General features: G+C 62.8%; 15 protein-coding genes. 7 read left to right on the top strand and 8 right to left on the bottom strand.

Translation table 11 applies throughout. The annotated features are described in order from the left end of the window. Positions 1–56 precede the first annotated feature (56 nt). Genes T5B8_RS03690 through T5B8_RS03680 form a run of 3 tightly spaced genes read right to left on the bottom strand, consistent with a single transcriptional unit; the run spans position 57 to position 3,643 of the window. Positions 57–269, bottom strand: a complete 213-nt coding sequence (locus T5B8_RS03690; protein ID WP_353176331.1) for a ubiquitin family protein — start codon at positions 267–269, stop codon at positions 57–59. Next, positions 266–574, bottom strand: coding sequence for a BrnT family toxin (locus tag T5B8_RS03685; RefSeq protein ID WP_353176329.1), 309 nt, complete (start codon positions 572–574; stop codon positions 266–268). Before T5B8_RS03685 ends, T5B8_RS03690 begins: the two co-directional genes overlap by 4 nt. A 9-nt stretch (positions 575–583) precedes the next feature. After that, complete coding sequence (locus T5B8_RS03680; RefSeq protein ID WP_353176327.1) at positions 584–3,643, bottom strand: ribonucleoside-diphosphate reductase subunit alpha; 3,060 nt, start codon at positions 3,641–3,643, stop codon at positions 584–586. Between the two features lie 525 nt (positions 3,644–4,168). Here T5B8_RS03680 and sixA point away from each other — a divergent pair. Both sixA and T5B8_RS03670 read left to right on the top strand, forming a co-directional pair. Next, a complete protein-coding gene (gene sixA, locus T5B8_RS03675; protein WP_353176325.1) occupies positions 4,169–4,678 on the top strand; it encodes a phosphohistidine phosphatase SixA in 510 nt (169 codons plus the stop codon). 20 nt (positions 4,679–4,698) lie between these two features. Continuing rightward, positions 4,699–5,826, top strand: a complete 1,128-nt coding sequence (locus tag T5B8_RS03670; RefSeq protein WP_353176323.1) for an FAD/NAD(P)-binding protein — start codon at positions 4,699–4,701, stop codon at positions 5,824–5,826. 205 nt (positions 5,827–6,031) lie between these two features. On the opposite strand, the gene T5B8_RS03665 is transcribed toward T5B8_RS03670, so the two are convergent. From T5B8_RS03665 to T5B8_RS03655, 3 genes are all read right to left on the bottom strand, one after another. Continuing rightward, entirely contained in the window at positions 6,032–7,186 is a 1,155-nt protein-coding gene (locus T5B8_RS03665) for an NAD(P)/FAD-dependent oxidoreductase (RefSeq protein WP_353176321.1), read from the bottom strand. A 68-nt stretch (positions 7,187–7,254) separates the two neighbouring features. Continuing rightward, positions 7,255–7,422 carry a rubredoxin gene (locus tag T5B8_RS03660; protein WP_037335711.1) on the bottom strand — a complete coding sequence of 56 codons (168 nt, stop codon included), beginning with the start codon at positions 7,420–7,422 and terminating at the stop codon, positions 7,255–7,257. A 128-nt stretch (positions 7,423–7,550) separates the two neighbouring features. Continuing rightward, positions 7,551–8,732: an alkane 1-monooxygenase gene (locus T5B8_RS03655; protein ID WP_353176318.1), complete on the bottom strand. Its 1,182-nt coding sequence runs from the start codon at positions 8,730–8,732 to the stop codon at positions 7,551–7,553. A gap of 160 nt (positions 8,733–8,892) precedes the next feature. Between T5B8_RS03655 and T5B8_RS03650 the strand changes: the two genes are divergently transcribed. From T5B8_RS03650 to T5B8_RS03635, 4 genes are all read left to right on the top strand, one after another. Beyond that, positions 8,893–9,549 (top strand): TetR/AcrR family transcriptional regulator, encoded by a 657-nt coding sequence (locus T5B8_RS03650; protein WP_353176317.1) that lies wholly within the window; start codon positions 8,893–8,895, stop codon positions 9,547–9,549. Between the two features lie 92 nt (positions 9,550–9,641). After that, positions 9,642–11,090, top strand: a complete 1,449-nt coding sequence (locus T5B8_RS03645; protein ID WP_353176316.1) for an aldehyde dehydrogenase family protein — start codon at positions 9,642–9,644, stop codon at positions 11,088–11,090. A gap of 171 nt (positions 11,091–11,261) precedes the next feature. Then, positions 11,262–12,128, top strand: coding sequence for a methylisocitrate lyase (gene prpB, locus T5B8_RS03640; RefSeq protein WP_353176315.1), 867 nt, complete (start codon positions 11,262–11,264; stop codon positions 12,126–12,128). Between the two features lie 42 nt (positions 12,129–12,170). Then, a complete protein-coding gene (locus tag T5B8_RS03635) occupies positions 12,171–12,842 on the top strand; it encodes an ankyrin repeat domain-containing protein (protein WP_353176314.1) in 672 nt (223 codons plus the stop codon). 33 nt (positions 12,843–12,875) lie between these two features. Here the strand turns inward: T5B8_RS03635 and T5B8_RS03630 are convergent, their stop codons facing one another. Both T5B8_RS03630 and T5B8_RS03625 read right to left on the bottom strand, forming a co-directional pair. Continuing rightward, positions 12,876–13,760, bottom strand: a complete 885-nt coding sequence (locus tag T5B8_RS03630) for a phosphoribosylaminoimidazolesuccinocarboxamide synthase (protein WP_353176312.1) — start codon at positions 13,758–13,760, stop codon at positions 12,876–12,878. A 73-nt stretch (positions 13,761–13,833) separates the two neighbouring features. After that, positions 13,834–14,289, bottom strand: coding sequence for a CopD family protein (locus tag T5B8_RS03625; RefSeq protein ID WP_353176311.1), 456 nt, complete (start codon positions 14,287–14,289; stop codon positions 13,834–13,836). A 70-nt stretch (positions 14,290–14,359) separates the two neighbouring features. Here T5B8_RS03625 and rpe point away from each other — a divergent pair, with 70 nt between their 5' ends. Continuing rightward, positions 14,360–15,052 carry a ribulose-phosphate 3-epimerase gene (gene rpe / locus T5B8_RS03620; RefSeq protein ID WP_353176309.1) on the top strand — a complete coding sequence of 231 codons (693 nt, stop codon included), beginning with the start codon at positions 14,360–14,362 and terminating at the stop codon, positions 15,050–15,052. Positions 15,053–15,489 lie beyond the last annotated feature (437 nt).

The raw sequence follows: 15,489 nt of genomic DNA, 5'->3' as shown, positions 1-15,489 counted from the left end.
CTTTCCTTTTGCTGTGCTTCGTTAAAAAGCGGTGTTCTGTTGCGTTGTTACGCGCGTTATTTGGACGTTCTTTCCGCCGCCTGCACGATCTCGATGTCTTTCTTGAGCATTTGATTGGCTAGCTCGCGCGGCTCAATGCCTTGATCGCGCGAGCGTTTCGCCAAAAACTCCATGACATCGCTGTCGAGATACAACGGAATATTGTGCGAGGCGTTGGGCCGATAGAATTTGCCGCGTTCGCCTTGTGAAAAATCGTATTCGTCTTTCATAGGTCGCCACCTTCGTAGTCGCGTTGTTCCCGTGTGCTGACACGCCGAGCCGAAATGATCCGTATATCGATCTCGTTTTCACTCCACTCGGCCAAGGTATGAACCACAACCAGCAGGCCTGTTTCCGGCACCACCACGAGTGTAATCCAACGCTCTTCAGTCTCGCTGTGCGCCGGATCGGCAATCGTCAAAGCCAGCGGATCACGGAACACACCGGCGGCGACATCGAAGCTCACGCCGTGTTTTCGTCGGTTGGAACGCGCTTTTGCAGCATCCCATTGGTAACGAAAACACGGCGTGCTCATGGCTAAAGCCTACTGACAGGCCTCGCAGTCCGGGTCGTCGATGGCACAGGCCATGGGCGCGGTCGGCTTGCCTTCCGGCGCCGGTGCCACGGCCGATGCCGTGGGCCGGGCCTTGGGCGCTTCGGTCGCGCTCGCGCCGTTGGACGCTGCGTTGACCGTCTGACCGCCGCCGTTGCTCGACGCACCGCCGGACACCGAGCCGCCGGCGCCAGTACCGCCGCCGGAGCCTTTGCCACTGCCTTGGCCGCCGTTGCCGACCGCGTTCAGGCGATGATCGGTGATCGTCGACTTCTCGGTATGCGTGGCGCTGGTGGAGCGCAGGTAGTAGGTGGTCTTCAGGCCTTTCTTCCAAGCGAACTTGTAGAGTTCGTCCAGTTTGCGGCCCGAGGGTTCGGCCATGTACAGGTTCAGGCTCTGGGCCTGATCCAGCCATTTCTGGCGGCGCGAACCGGCTTCTACCAGCCAGCGCGGGTCGATCTCGAAAGCGCATTTGTAGAGCACTTTCAGGTCGTCCGGAATGCGGTCGATGCCCTGCACGCTGCCGTCGTAATACTTGAGATCGTTGGCCATGACCTCGTCCCACAGGCCGAGCGCCTTGAGGTCTTCCACGAGGTAGGGGTTGGCCACGGTGAACTCGCCCGACAGGTTCGATTTGACGTACAGGTTCTGGTACGTCGGCTCGATGGACTGGCTCACGCCGGTGATGTTGGCGATGGTCGCGGTGGGCGCGATGGCCATGCAGTTGGAGTTACGCATGCCCACACGCTGCACGCGCTCGCGCAGGGTGTCCCAATCCAGCGTCTGGCCTTCGTCCTGATCCAGATATTCTTCGCCGCGGTTTTCACGCAGGATCTTGATCGAGTCGATCGGCAGGATGCCCTGGTCCCACAGGCTGCCCTTGAAGGAGCTGTAGGCGCCGCGCTCTTCGGCCAGGTTGGTCGAAGCCTTGATGGCGAGATAGCTGATCTGCTCCATCGAGCGATCGGCGAATTCCACCGCGTCGCTGGATTCGTAGGGCAGCTTGAGCTTGTAAAGCGCGTCCTGAAAGCCCATCAGGCCCATGCCGACCGGGCGGTGACGCAGGTTGGAGTCACGCGCGGTCTTCACGCTGTAGTAGTTGTACTCGATGACGTTATCGAGCATGCGCATGGCGGTGTTGATGGTGGCTTCCAGCTTGGCCACGTTCAGTTCGCCGTTTTCAATGTGCTGCGGCAGGTTCACCGAGCCCAGGTTGCAGACCGCGATTTCCTTGCCCGGCGAGGTGTTGAGCGTGATCTCGGTGCACAGGTTGGACGAATGCACCACGCCCTTGTGCTGCTGCGGGCTGCGCAGGTTGCACGGGTCCTTGAAGGTGAACCAGGGGTGGCCCGTTTCGAACAGCAGGCTGAGCATCTTGCGCCACAGGTTCACGGCCGAGAGCGTCTTGTAGTTCTTGATCTCGCCGCGGGCCGCCTTCGCTTCGTAGCCCACATAGGCTTCTTCGAACGCCTTGCCGGTGAGGTCGTGCAGGTCGGGCACATCGTTGGGCGAGAACAGCGTCCACGGCTCGTCGTTGAGCACACGCTTGACGAAAAGATCCGGGATCCAGTTCGCGGTGTTCATGTCGTGGCAGCGACGACGGTCGTCGCCGGTATTCTTGCGCAGGTCGAGGAATTCCTCGATGTCCTTGTGCCAGGTTTCCAGATAGGCACAGACCGCGCCCTTGCGCTTGCCGCCCTGGTTCACGGCCACGGCGGTGTCGTTGACCACCTTCAGGAACGGGACCACGCCCTGGCTCTTGCCGTTCGTGCCCTTGATATGGGCACCCATGGCACGCACCGGCGTCCAATCGTTGCCGAGACCGCCGGCAAACTTGGACAGCATGGCGTTGTCCTGTACCGCGCCATAAATGCCGTGCAGGTCGTCCGAGACGCTGGTCAGGTAGCAGCTCGACAGCTGCGGGCGCAGCGTGCCGGAGTTGAACAGCGTCGGCGTGGAGGACATGAAGTCGAAGCTCGAGAGCAGCTTGTAGAACTCGATGGCTTTTTCTTCGCGCTCGATCTCGTTGATCGCCAGGCCCATCGCCACGCGCATGTAGAACGCCTGCGGCAGTTCGAAGCGCATGGATTCGTGATGGATGAAGTAGCGGTCGTAAAGCGTCTGCAGGCCCAGATAGGTGAACGACAGATCGCGATCGGCAATCAGGGCCTGGCCCAGACGGTCCAGATCGTATTCGCCGAGCTGCGGATCGATCAGTTCGTGTTCGACGCCGGCGGCGATGAAATCCTTGAAGTAGGACGGATAGCGCTCGCGCATCTCGGCATGCGTGGCGTATTCCACGGCGCCGTCGGCAAGGAAGGTCAGGCCTTCGTGACGAATCTTGTCCATGAGCAAGCGCGCGGCAACCATGCCGTAGTTCGGCTCGGCTTCCAGGCGCTGGCGGGCCGACAGCACGAGTGCTGTGGACAGCTCGTCTTCGGAGATGCCATCAAACGCGTTCTTGAGGGTGTCCTTGAGGACCTGCTCGGCGGCGACGCCGTCGATGCCGGCACAGGCTTCGTCGATCACGCGGGTCAGGCGATCGCGGTCCAGCGGGCGGGTGGTGCCATCCTTGAAAGCGACGTTGATATCGGCAGCCTGGGCCGGCTCGCCGGCTTCGGCGCCCTTTTCGGCCAGCTTGGCGGCACGCTCGTGGGCACGCTCTTCGCGATACAGCACGTAGGAGCGGGCCACCTTGTGCTCGCCGCTGCGCATGAGCGCGAGTTCGACATAGTCCTGAATATCCTCGATATGCACCGCGCCGCCGCCCGGCAGGCTGCGGGTCACGCCCTGCACCACCTGTTCGGTGATCTGCTTGACGGTTTCACGGATACGCGACGACGCCGCGCCCTGCTGACCTTCGACATCGATAAAGGCCTTGGTCACGGCCAGCTCGATCTTGGAGGCATCGAACGGGGTGACCTTGCCATTGCGACGGATGACCTTGTAGCTGCCCGGCGCCGTCGCCTCGATGCTGGCGCCGTACGAATCGGCCGATGCCGGCTGTTCGCTGCGCGCATTCGCGCGATCGGAAACCTGTGTTTGCTCCATGGCTATGCCTCTTGAAATACACCGCGCCGGAAGAACGACGCCGCGCTAAAACGAAACCGGTAGACGCCGTGCCGCGCTGGGGACAACGTCTTGTCGGCGAACTCTACCCCACTAGATACTGTGGTCAAGCACCCCTTTTCGCCACCAACAGAACTATATGTTGTGGTGCTGCGGTGAACAAGGCGTGGACAACACTGTGGATAAACTGGGGTGAAAACGGCGCAATCGCGTGTCCCGCAAGGCCTCGCGGGGATGATCATCGGCTGGCCAGCCGACGACATACTTGGGTCGTAGCCTCGCGCACCGGCGTGGGCGCCCAGCGCATGCAAAATTTCTACAGATCTCGTGGACGATCTGTAAAAGACTTGGCGTACAAGCGTTTTTACCGATACCGGAAGGCGAAACGATTCATGAAAATAATGACGATAAAAATTTTTAGCGGCTCCGCGATTTTCGATAGCTTCGACCCGAGCAAACAGCCATCGCGCGGTGGCAGTGCAAGCATTCACAGGGGACAATAGCGCCATGGATATCATCGTCATTCGCCACGGTATTGCGCTCGACGCCGAGAAGGCCCACGACCTGGGTCTGTCGGATGAAGAGCGCCCCCTCACACCGGAGGGCACGCGCCGTACGCGAGCCGCCGCAGCCGGCCTGCGCGCCACGCTCAACGAACTGGCCGTGGACGATATCGTCACCAGCCCGCTGGTGCGGGCCGTTCAAACCGCCGAAATTCTGGCCGGTTATCTGGACGACCCCACCATCGAGGAAGCCGATGTGCTCGCTCCGCCGGTGGATATGGCCGCACTCGACGAATACCTGCACACGCACTTCGGCGATCGCCGCCTGGTACTGGTCGGCCACGAGCCGGATCTGGCCACCTGGGTGTCCTGGAGCCTGACCCGCCGGCGCGATCGTTTGATGGCGTTCAAGAAAGCCGGCGCCGCCCTGCTGGAATTTCCCGGCCCGCCGGACGGCGGCACCGGCACGCTGCGCTGGCTGCTGACCGCCCGCCAGCTGCGCAAGCTCGGCTAAGACGTATCGCCAGCGCTGGCATGTACGACTGGCTGATCGTCGGCGGCGGCCTGCACGGCAGCTTCGTCGCACAATCGATTGCGGCGGCCGCGCCGCGCGCACGGCTCGCCGTGATCGACGACCGCCCCGCGCTCGCCGCCTGGCGGCGCCGTGCCGACGCCTGCGGCATGACCTACCTGCGCTCGTCGAACGCACACCATCTGGGCCAGCGCGCCGATTCGCTACGCGTGTTCGCGGCCGAACACGGTTTCGACGGCGCCAACGAACTGGGCTATTACCGGCGCCCCTCGCGTGCCTTGTTCGAAGCCCACGCAGCCCAAGCACTGGCCGAGCCACCACGTATTGCCGCACGCGCCGAGCGCATCGAACGCCTGAGCCGCGGCTGGCGCGTGCATACGACAGACGGTGCCCGGCACGACACGGCACGACTGGTGCTCGCACTCGGGCCCAACGCGCCGTATCGCCCGGCGTGGGCCATACGCTGCGAACATGTTTACGACCGCGATTTCGATATCAACACATCCACCGACATGCGCATCGCGGTCGTCGGCGGCGGCATCACCGGCGCCCAGCTCGCGCTGCGTCTACGCGGACTCGGCCACGCGGTCTGCTGGGTCACACGCGAGGCACCGCGGCGTGCCGATTTCGATAGCGACCCCTGCTATGCCGGCCCGCGCTGCCTGACCCCGTTTGCCAACACGCCAGTCGAACAGCGCACCGCCCTGCTCGCCGAAGCCCGCCAGCCCGGCACCCTGCCACCGGATGTTTTCGCGCGGATCACCGCCGCCCTGGCTGCCGGCGATATCGCATGGCGGCGTGGCAGCGTTGCAGTCCGTGACGATCACGGATTGCTTTTCGACGACGGCCGGCGACTCGATGCCGACCGCGTGATTCTGGCCACGGGTTTCGAGCCATGGCCGGCCGAGAACAGCCTGCTCGATCGTTGTATCCGTAATTTCGATCTACGCTGCGATCGCGACGGGCATGTCTTCATGAACGACGACCTGGAAGCCGCGCCCGGCCTGCATCTGCTCGGGCGACCGGCCAGTCTTCAGCTCGGGCCCATGGCGGGCAATATCAAGGGCGCACGACTGGCGGGGGCGCGGCTGTCGCCCGTTGCACAGGGCAACGCCCGGCACGTCGCCTAGCCAGGTAAACGCATTCCGGCTCGCTTCGGTTTGCCGCCTGGATCGACATACCGCGCTGAAATACGCCCCCCGTTCACGCGTTCGCGAGATGCCTTGAGCGCGTGCTAGCCGGTCGGTTTGCGGCAGAACAAATGCGTAAGAAACACGATCTCGTGCGCTGCGAACAAGACGGTCAGGACTCGGTGGAACGCCAGACGCTCACGGACTACGCCATCAGCGGCGGCGCTTCCTTGATGTAGTCGCGACGCTTGTTGGTGGCTTCGCCGGTGAGCGCAAAGCCGATGAGCCGGCCGTCCTCGCTCATGCAGCGGGCTTCGAAATCGGGCATATCGCCTTCGATTTCCCACTGGCCGCCGCTTTCGACCGGCGGCAACACGACCACCGGGCAGACATGGGTTTTCACGATGATCGGCAGCGTCGGGTATTTGACCTGCCCCGGGGTGTCGCCGTCGGCGCCGGCCAGTGTCTTGCCCAGCGTACGCGCGCACTGCATGAGCGGGCCGACATAGGGCCGCCATTGACCATCAACCTCGGCACAGTCGCCGAGCGCGTAGATGTTGGGATCGCTGGTGACCAGCGTGCGATCGACCACGATGCCCTTGTCGATCTTCAGGCCGGCCTTTTCGGCCAGCTCGATGCCCGCCCGCAGGCCGACGGCTGACAACACCGCATCGGCATGGATGCTTTCGTCGTTGTCGAGCACGACCTGCAGATGCTTGTTGCTGTGATGCACACCGGTGGCCGCATGGCCCAGATGCCAGTGCACGCCGGCCCGGGTCAACGCATATTCGACCGCCTGACCGCAGGCCTTGGGCAGCAGCTGCGAAAGCGGCCAGTCGGCCGGGTCGGCAATCGAAACCTCGTAGCCGGCCTTGACCAGATCGTTGGCGAATTCGCAGCCGATCAGCCCCGCGCCGAGAATCGCCACATGCTTGGCCTCGCTCAGGTTCGAACGAAAGCTGCGGTAGTCGGACAGGTTGTTGACCTTGTGGATCGACTGGGTGGCATCGCCGGCGAGCTTGAGTACGATCGGGTCCGCGCCGAAGGCAAGCACGAGCTTGTGATAGGTCAGCGTGTCGCCATTGAGCGCGACCTGGCGCTTGTCGCGATCGATGGATTCCACCTGGCGGTGGGTCAGGATCGTCGCGTCCAGCTCTTCGGCCATGGCGTCGGCGTCTTTCTTGATCAGATCGTCCGGCGCCGCTTCCTTGGCATGAGCTTCCGACAGATCGGGCTTGTAGTAGTTGGCGCCGTCGTCACGGGTGATCAGAACCAGCGGACGCTCCTTGTCGTGCTTGCGAAATTCGCGGGCGGTACCGTAACCGGCCAGCCCCGTGCCGACGATGATGATCGGATCCATGCCTGCTCTCGATTGCGATCAAATAGCGGGCCGGCGAGCGGCCCGTGCGTGACGACGTATCGGCGCGATCAGTCGACTTCCATCATTTCGAAATCGTCCTTGGGCGCGCCGCAGTCAGGACAGGTCCAGTCGTCAGGAATGTCTTCCCACTTGGTGCCCGGTTCGATGCCCTCGTCCGGCATGCCCTCGGCTTCGTCGTACTCGAAACCACAGACAATGCATTGCCATTTCTTCATCTAACGTCCTTTATGAACTATTGCGTTGTAGCAAATTCGGGTGCCGTGGCCACGGCACCCGCTCGGTGGACCTCAAGGCTACCAAAACCACCGTACGACGGCGATTGGTTGATTACGCAGCGATCACTCTAGGCAGACACATCAGCAGGCGTGGCGGGCGGCGGATACTTGGCCAGCAGGCGCTCGCGTTTTTCCGGCTGCAGGTTGGCCCGGCGCAAGTCACCATCGTAGTGGGCAACCACGCGCTTATCCATAACGCGATACCAGAGCGGCGGGAAGTAGGCCAGCACGATCATGCCGGCATAACCGGTGGGCAACTGCGGCGCTTCGTCAAAATGGCGAAGCGACTGGTAGCGCCGCGTCGGATGCGCATGGTGATCGGAATGGCGCTGCAGATGGAACAGGAAGATATTGGTCACGATGTGATCGTTGTTCCAGGAATGCTCCGGCTGACAACGCTCATAGCGACCGCTTTCCAGTTTCTTGCGCAGCAGGCCGTAATGCTCGGCGTAGTTGACCGCCTCCAGCAGCGAGGCGCCGAGAATGGCTTGCACGATCAGAAACGGCAAAAGCTCGATGCCGAAGGCCAGCATCATCGCGCCCCAGAGCACGACCGTCATGGCCCAGGATTGCAGCACCTCGTTATGTACGCTCCAGAAGCTGCGGTTCTTGCGCGCCATGCGCCGCTTCTCGATTTCGAGCGCGGAACGCGCGCTACCGCCGGCGGTACGCAGCAGAAAGCGCCAGAATGGCTCGCCCATGCGGGCACTGGCCGGATCTTCCGGTGTGGCCACGTTCTTGTGATGGCCACGATTGTGCTCGGTATAGAAATGCCCATAGGCCACTGGCGCGAGCGCGATTTTGGCCAGCCAGCTTTCGATGGCCGTGTTCTTGTGACCCAGCTCGTGGGCAGTATTTATCGACACACCCGAGAGCATGCCGATGGTGGTCACAAAACCCAGCCACTGCCAGAAGGTTAGATCCTGGGTGCCGACGATGGCACACACCGCAACGAAGAGAATGAGCTGCACGACCACGTAGATATAGGTCGAGTAACGGTAAAAGGGGTCGTCTTCGAGGATGTCGAGCACGCGCTCGGGCGGGTTGGTGCTGTCCTTGCCAATAAGCAGGTCGAGCACCGGCACTACGCCGTAGACCACGATCGGCCCGGCAAAAATCAGCCAGGTCTGGCCGGTAAGCCAGCCGGTCAGTGCCAACGCGGCCACGATGATGATGATCCCGAAGCCCATGGGCCAGAGCCAGCGCTTGCGGTCGTGGGCCCGCGCTTCGGCCATTGTCATTGTATTCATGCGATCTCCTTGCGTTCGCGACATCGGGCCGATCGAGCGCACGGATTTGCGCCCGACCGATCGGTTGATTACATTGCACGATGTAACACTAATAATTAAACGACCGGTTAGTCAATAGCCTGTGCTACGGTCGGGCTCTATTCGACGATCACAACAAGCCATGGCACGACCGGCAGACAGCGATCCACGCGAAACACGCGAGCGCATTTGCGAGGCGGCGTTTCGGGCGTTCGGTCGTTTTGGCTACGACGGCGTTTCGATGACGCGTCTTTCCAAGGAGTCGGGGGTGACCAAAGCCGCCCTGTACTGGCATTTCGATAGCAAGCAGGCGCTCTACGCCGAGGCCATGAAGCGGCTGATCGGTATTTTCGAAGCCCACGTATTCGACGCCGTGGCTGATGAAACCGACCCGGTGGAACAGATCTTCGCGATGTTTTCCGGCCTCGAGCAGCTGGTCGAGGATCCGCGCCTGGCCGAGGGGATCGCCGGTTACTGGCTCAAGCCCAGTACGGCCGACGTCGATGCCGCCACGACCGTGCAGCAGGCATTCGAAGCCGAGGCCGTGGCCGCAATCGAACAGGTGCTCGACGAGGCCCGTGCCGCCGATGCGCTGGGGGTGGAAGGCTCGACACGGGATATGGCACGCGCGTTCATTTCGCTGATCGAAGCCATCGTGCTGCCGCTGGGCCATCGCAGCACCCGGGATCATCGACGCGTGGTGCGCGTACTCGCCCATATCTTCTTTCAGGCCCATGCCCGCGCACCGGAACTGGCCCAGCGTGCCGCGCAACGCCTGGATATGGCCACGCCCTCATAACCGCCGCTCGCCGCTTCGACACGAAACTGACATACCATCGGGCCATGCGAATAACTTCGACGCGATCGACGTCGAGCCAGGAGGAACCCACCATGAGTACTGCCGTAGACCACATCGCGACCGCGCCCGAAGAGGCCGATGCCAATCGTACCGAGCGGCTGCTCGCGGCCCAGCAGGTCAAGACGCTGTCCCTGCGCACCTCGACCGCGGCCGAGCGCATCGACAAGATCAAGCGCCTGCGCCAGGCGATGTTCGATCGCACCGAACAGATCTACGAGGCCTGCCACGCGGACTTCGCCAAGCCGGCCCCGGAAGTCGATATCACCGAAATCCTGCCGGTGGTGATGGAAGCCAATCACGCCATCCGCCATCTCAAGGGCTGGATGAAGCCCGAACGCAAGCGCCCGACGCTACTGATGTTCGGCACCTCGGCCGAGGTGCGTAACGAACCCAAGGGCGTGTGCCTGATCATTTCGCCCTGGAACTATCCGCTCAACCTGAGCTTCGGGCCGCTGGTATCGGCGCTGGCCGCCGGCAATACGGTCATTCTCAAACCCTCGGAGCTGACCCCGCATTGCGCCCAGCTCATGGATGACATCGTCAGCGACATCTTCGACGAGGATGAAGTCGCGGTGGTTCAGGGCGCGGTGCAGACCTCGCAGCATCTGCTGGGCCTGCATTTCGACCATATCTTTTTCACCGGCTCGCCCGCGGTCGGCAAGATCGTGATGCGCGCAGCCGCCGAAAACCTCACCTCGGTAACGCTCGAGCTGGGCGGCAAATCGCCGGTGATCGTCGACAAGAGCGCCGATATCGCCAACGCCGCCAGGAACCTGGCCTGGGGCAAGTTCGCCAACAACGGCCAGACCTGTATCGCGCCGGACTATATGTATGTCCATGCCGATATCGTGGATAGCTTCATCGAGGCCATGGGCAAGGCCATGAAAAAGCTCTATGGCGACCAGTCGCACATGCAATCCAATCGCGACTACTGCCGTATCGTCAACGACAAGCACTACGGCCGGGTCAAGGGCCTGATCGAAGATGCCACCGAGCGCGGCGCGCAAGTGGCCATGGGCGGGGTGCCGGCCAGCGACGACAATTTCATTGCCCCGACCGTGCTCACCGATGTCGATCGCGATGCGCGCGTGCTCGACGAAGAGATCTTCGGCCCGGTGCTGCCGATCATCCCCTTCACCGATACCGATCGCATCATCGGCGAGATCAACGCCAAGCCCAAACCGTTGGCGCTGTACGTGTTCGCGCGCGACAACGATTTCATCGAAAAGGTGCTGTCCAACACCAGCGCGGGCGGCTCCTGTGTGAATCATTCCATGGTGCAGTTTCTGCACGCCAATCTGCCCTTCGGCGGGGTCAACAACTCGGGGCTGGGCAATTCGCATGGCCACTACGGCTTCAAGGCCTTCAGCCACGAACGCGCGGTGGTGCGCGAACGCTTCTCCTTGAGCTTTTTGTTCCTGCCGCCCTACAAGGGCTTCACCCGCTGGTTCATCAAGTTCGCCACGCGCTGGTTGAGCTGATCTACGGCGCGTCGAAACCGGCCAAGCGGCATTCGCGCAGGCCTCGGCGTGCGCGGGGTACGCATTGTTCGCGCGGCGCGAATCGCCAGTCGCGCGTCAGGATCGTGCCCCGCGCGAGGGCCGCCTTGCGTTAAGCTGATGCCCGCCATTCAACCCGACCCGTAGACGATCATGTCCGCAGCCCAACGCTTTCTTTCCGCGCTCGAAACCGAACACCCGCTCCAGATCGTGGGGGCGATCAATGCCTATTCGGCGATGCTGGCCGAACACAGCGGCTTCAAGGCGATCTATCTGTCCGGCGGCGGCGTCGCGAACTGGTCCTATGGCCTGCCGGATCTGGGCATGACGACCATGAACGACGTACTCGAAGACGTACGCCGCATCACCTACGCCACGGATGTACCACTGCTGGTGGATATCGATACCGGCTGGGGCAGCGCCTTCAATATCGCGCGCACCGTCAAGCTCTTCGAAGGCGCGGGCGCGGCCTGTGTGCATATCGAGGATCAGGTTGCCGCCAAGCGTTGCGGGCATCGGCCCGGCAAGGCGATCGTCTCCAAGGAAGAAATGGCCGAACGCGTGACCGCAGCCGCCGATGCCCGCGACGAAATGCTGATCATGGCGCGTACCGATGCGCTGGCCGTGGAAGGCCTGGATTCGGCGGTCGAGCGCGCTGCTGCCTGTGTGGAAGCCGGTGCCGATTTCATCTTCGCCGAGGCGATGACCGACCTGAGCATGTACAAGCGCTTCACCGAGCTGGGCGTGCCGGTACTGGCCAATATCACCGAATTCGGCCAGACCGAACTCTATACCACCACCGAACTGGGCGATCAGGGCGTGGGCATGGTGTTGTACCCGCTATCGGCCTCGCGGGCGATGGCCAATGCCGCGCTCGATGTCTATGGCGCGATTCGGGCCGACGGCACCCAGAAGCACGTGGTCGATCGCATGCAGACGCGCAGTGAACTTTACGAGCATCTGGGCTATCACGAATACGAAGACAAGCTCGACGCCCTGTTCGGCGACCAAAAGGACTGATCCACACCCGCCACCGCCGTTCCAGCCACCGAGGACACGCCTGTGAGACCTATATTCTTCATCACGCTTATCGTTGCGATCTTTCTGGGCCTGCTCATCTTCTGGCTGGCCGGCGGGCCGGGCTATCTCACCCCGGATGCCGATCGCGCCGAGGCGCAGTCCGATCAGGCCGCGCTCGTTACGGATGACGCTGCCGCGACCGGCGCAAAAGACAGCGAGACAGCGCAGGCCTCGGCTGAAAAGCCGGCACAGGAACCCGGTTTCTGTGAGCGCGACTTCGATCAGGTCGCCGAGCGCGAGGCCGATGTGCCCGAACTGCGCGACGCCGGCGGGCTGGTCTATATCTTCGAACGCGAAGCCCGCCTCGACGACCCTTACGGCTGTGCCGATTTCTATCTCGCCCACGGTCTGGATATCAATGCCGCCGACCCGCGTGAAGACGGCGAGCAGCTCACCGGGCTGTTCTATGCCATCCAGCGCAACGACCCGAAGATGCTGCGCTTCATGATCGACCACGGCGCCGACCTGCAACAGCGCGCCGGCAAGAACGACACGCGGGCGATGGGCTATGCCTATTTCCTCGCCCTCAAGGATCAGCGCATCGATCGCAACCGCATCATCGGCATCCTCGATAGCGAACTCACCCGCCAGGCCAGCGCCAACGACGCGCCCAAGGCCAAGCCGGCCGACGCCAAACGCGCCGACGCGGCTTAAACCGGCCCGAACGCCGCCAATGCCGGCCGGCGGCTAGCTCCCAGTCAGCCTTTGTTGGGCTTCGCGGTACTTGGCCGCCGTATTGTCGATCACCTGCTGCGGCAGACGCGGGCCCGGGGCGGTCTTGTCCCAGTCCAGCGTTTCCAGATAATCGCGCACATACTGCTTGTCGAAGCTCGGCGGGCTCATGCCGGTGGCGTATTCGGATACCGGCCAGAAGCGTGAGGAATCCGGGGTGAGCACTTCGTCGATGAGCACGAGCTCACCGGCGGCATCCACACCGAACTCGAACTTGGTATCGGCGATGATGATGCCGCGCTCGCGGGCATAGGCCGCCGCGTCCGTATAGATCGACAGGGTCGCGTCGCGTACCGCGGCAGCACGCTCGGCACCGATCAGTGCCACCACCGCGTCGAAATCGATCGCCTCGTCGTGTGCGCCGGCCTCGGCCTTCGTCGACGGGGTGAAGATCGGCTCGGGCAGCTGTTGTGCCTGCGCCAGACCGGCCGGCAGCTCGATGCCGGACACCGTGCCGGTCGCCTGATAATCCTTCCAGCCGGAGCCGATGATATAACCGCGGGCCACGGCTTCCACCGGCAAGGCATCGAGGCGCTTGACCAGCATCGCCCGCGTGCCGACCTGGGCGATTTCGGCGTCGGTGAGGACATCGGTCAACGGCCTCTCGGCACGATGATTGGCGATATGGCCGGCGAAGCGGTCGAACCAGAAATTGGAAACGGCCGTGAGCACCTCACCCTTGCCGGGGATCGGGTCGGGCAGGATGACATCGAAGGCCGACAGCCGATCCGTGGCCACGATCAGCAGATGCTCGTCGCCCACGGCATAGACATCGCGCACCTTGCCGCGCATGAGCAGCGGCACGCTGTGCAGATCGGATTCGAATAGGGTTTCGGGCATGACGCTTGGGCCGCGACGGCGTTCGATGGATGACCCGCGCGATTCTATCAGCGCGGGCCGCGAAAACCCGGCCTCAGCCGACCCAGTAGCGCCCGCCCGTGGCGATCACCACCACGATCAGGCCGATCGCCAGGTTGATGGCGGCGAACAGACGCAGCTGGCCCATCGCGCGGCTGGCATCAGCCAGGGCGCCTGCCGACAACGCCACGCGCACCCGCCGCCAGGGCGAAAAGAACATATGCCCGAACAGCAAAAACATGGCCCAGCCCAGCGCCTGCATGAGATGGATATACAACGGCACGCCGCCCATGCCCCCGAGCATGAAAATCATGGTGTTACCGGTGACCAGCAACACGATGATCGCGATCCACACCCACAGAAAGAAACGCCCCATCGCGGTGGACAGCAGCGGCAGGCGTTCGGCCAGGGGTACCGACGAGGCGGCCGGACGCAGAATACCCACCAGAAAGAACAGCCCGCCCACCCAGATCACGGCGGCAAGCGCGTGCAACGCGATAAGAACGCTCATTCAAGCTCACTGACACAGACAATCCGCAAAGCGTAAACTAGCGCCGCTATTCGATCCACGGTTTTGACCCATGCCCCGTTCCACGCGCGCGCCGCTTATCGCCCCTTCGATTCTTGCTGCCGATCTGGCCGCGCTCGGTGACGAATGCGAGGCCGTGATCGAGGCCGGCGCCGACTGGATTCATTTTGATGTGATGGACAACCACTACGTGCCGAATCTCACCTTCGGCCCGCCGGTGGGCGCGGCGCTGGCCAAACGCTTGAAAAACACCCATCCGAACGTGCCGATCGACGTGCATCTGATGGTCAAACCCGTCGACGCCATGATCAGCGCCTTCGCCGAGGCCGGCGCCACGTCGATCACCTTCCATCCGGAAGCCAGCGAACATGTCGATCGCAGCCTGCAGCTGGCCCGCGATGCCGGCTGCAAGACGGGGCTGGTGTTCAACCCGGCCACCCCGCTGGAATGGCTGAAATACGTGCTCGACAAGGTCGATATCGTGCTCATCATGTCGGTCAACCCCGGCTTTGGCGGCCAGAAGTTCATCGAGGAAGCCATCGGCAAGATCGCCGAAGCGCGCGAGATCATCGACGCATCGGGCCGCGATATCCGCCTGGAAGTCGACGGCGGCATAAAGACCGACAACATCAAGCGCGTGGCCGACGCCGGCGCCGATACCTTCGTGGCCGGCTCCGCCATCTTCGGCCAGCCCGATTACGCCAAGGTCATCGCCGACATGCGGGCCGAGCTGGCCGAGCGCTGATCCTTGAGCAGGTTCGCTTAACCCGAAGGCCGTAAGCCAACACAGAGCCGCCACCGGCATCGGTTCATAGCCGTACGTCCGCTCGGCTTTGCGGGTCGAGTTCCTTGTTGGATTAAGCGGCGCTAATGCACCGATGCAAGGCGCCAGCATTGGCGCGCCTCGCGTTCGTCTGCGGACTTAATCCGGCAAACCGGCGTTGCGATCGCGCCGCAGCGGTGCACGACTTGGCAACGCGCACGAGATACGTCAGCATTGGCCTACGAAAGCGCGCATACGCGCCGCAGACGAACCGCGATAGACATGACATCGAATCGATCGAAAAACACCGCCAACCGGGCATTCGATGCCGCGTGGCGATGGCGGCAAGGCGACTGGCGAGGCTAAAAACGCCTGTTCCCGGTCGCGCGCTGTGCGCGGGCATACCCCGTTTTTCAAGC

The organism is Salinisphaera sp. T5B8, from assembly GCF_040361255.1.
Taxonomy (GTDB): domain Bacteria; phylum Pseudomonadota; class Gammaproteobacteria; order Nevskiales; family Salinisphaeraceae; genus Salinisphaera.
Note: the sequence above shows the minus strand (reverse complement) of the source record. Positions and strands in the feature narration are given on the sequence as shown.

Bases quoted from the DNA above. Each gene is read 5' to 3' on its own strand.
- sixA (WP_353176325.1), top strand. From the start codon at position 4,169: ATGGATATCATCGTCATTCGCCACGGTATTGCGCTCGACGCCGAGAAG.
- prpB (WP_353176315.1), top strand. From the start codon at position 11,262: ATGTCCGCAGCCCAACGCTTTCTTTCCGCGCTCGAAACCGAACACCCG.
- T5B8_RS03650 (WP_353176317.1), top strand. From the start codon at position 8,893: ATGGCACGACCGGCAGACAGCGATCCACGCGAAACACGCGAGCGCATT.
- T5B8_RS03680 (WP_353176327.1), bottom strand. From the start codon at position 3,643: ATGGAGCAAACACAGGTTTCCGATCGCGCGAATGCGCGCAGCGAACAG.
- T5B8_RS03625 (WP_353176311.1), bottom strand. From the start codon at position 14,289: ATGAGCGTTCTTATCGCGTTGCACGCGCTTGCCGCCGTGATCTGGGTG.
- T5B8_RS03630 (WP_353176312.1), bottom strand. From the start codon at position 13,760: ATGCCCGAAACCCTATTCGAATCCGATCTGCACAGCGTGCCGCTGCTC.
- T5B8_RS03645 (WP_353176316.1), top strand. From the start codon at position 9,642: ATGAGTACTGCCGTAGACCACATCGCGACCGCGCCCGAAGAGGCCGAT.
- T5B8_RS03670 (WP_353176323.1), top strand. From the start codon at position 4,699: ATGTACGACTGGCTGATCGTCGGCGGCGGCCTGCACGGCAGCTTCGTC.
- T5B8_RS03660 (WP_037335711.1), bottom strand. From the start codon at position 7,422: ATGAAGAAATGGCAATGCATTGTCTGTGGTTTCGAGTACGACGAAGCC.
- rpe (WP_353176309.1), top strand. From the start codon at position 14,360: ATGCCCCGTTCCACGCGCGCGCCGCTTATCGCCCCTTCGATTCTTGCT.
- T5B8_RS03690 (WP_353176331.1), bottom strand. From the start codon at position 269: ATGAAAGACGAATACGATTTTTCACAAGGCGAACGCGGCAAATTCTAT.
- T5B8_RS03665 (WP_353176321.1), bottom strand. From the start codon at position 7,186: ATGGATCCGATCATCATCGTCGGCACGGGGCTGGCCGGTTACGGTACC.
- T5B8_RS03655 (WP_353176318.1), bottom strand. From the start codon at position 8,732: ATGAATACAATGACAATGGCCGAAGCGCGGGCCCACGACCGCAAGCGC.
- T5B8_RS03685 (WP_353176329.1), bottom strand. From the start codon at position 574: ATGAGCACGCCGTGTTTTCGTTACCAATGGGATGCTGCAAAAGCGCGT.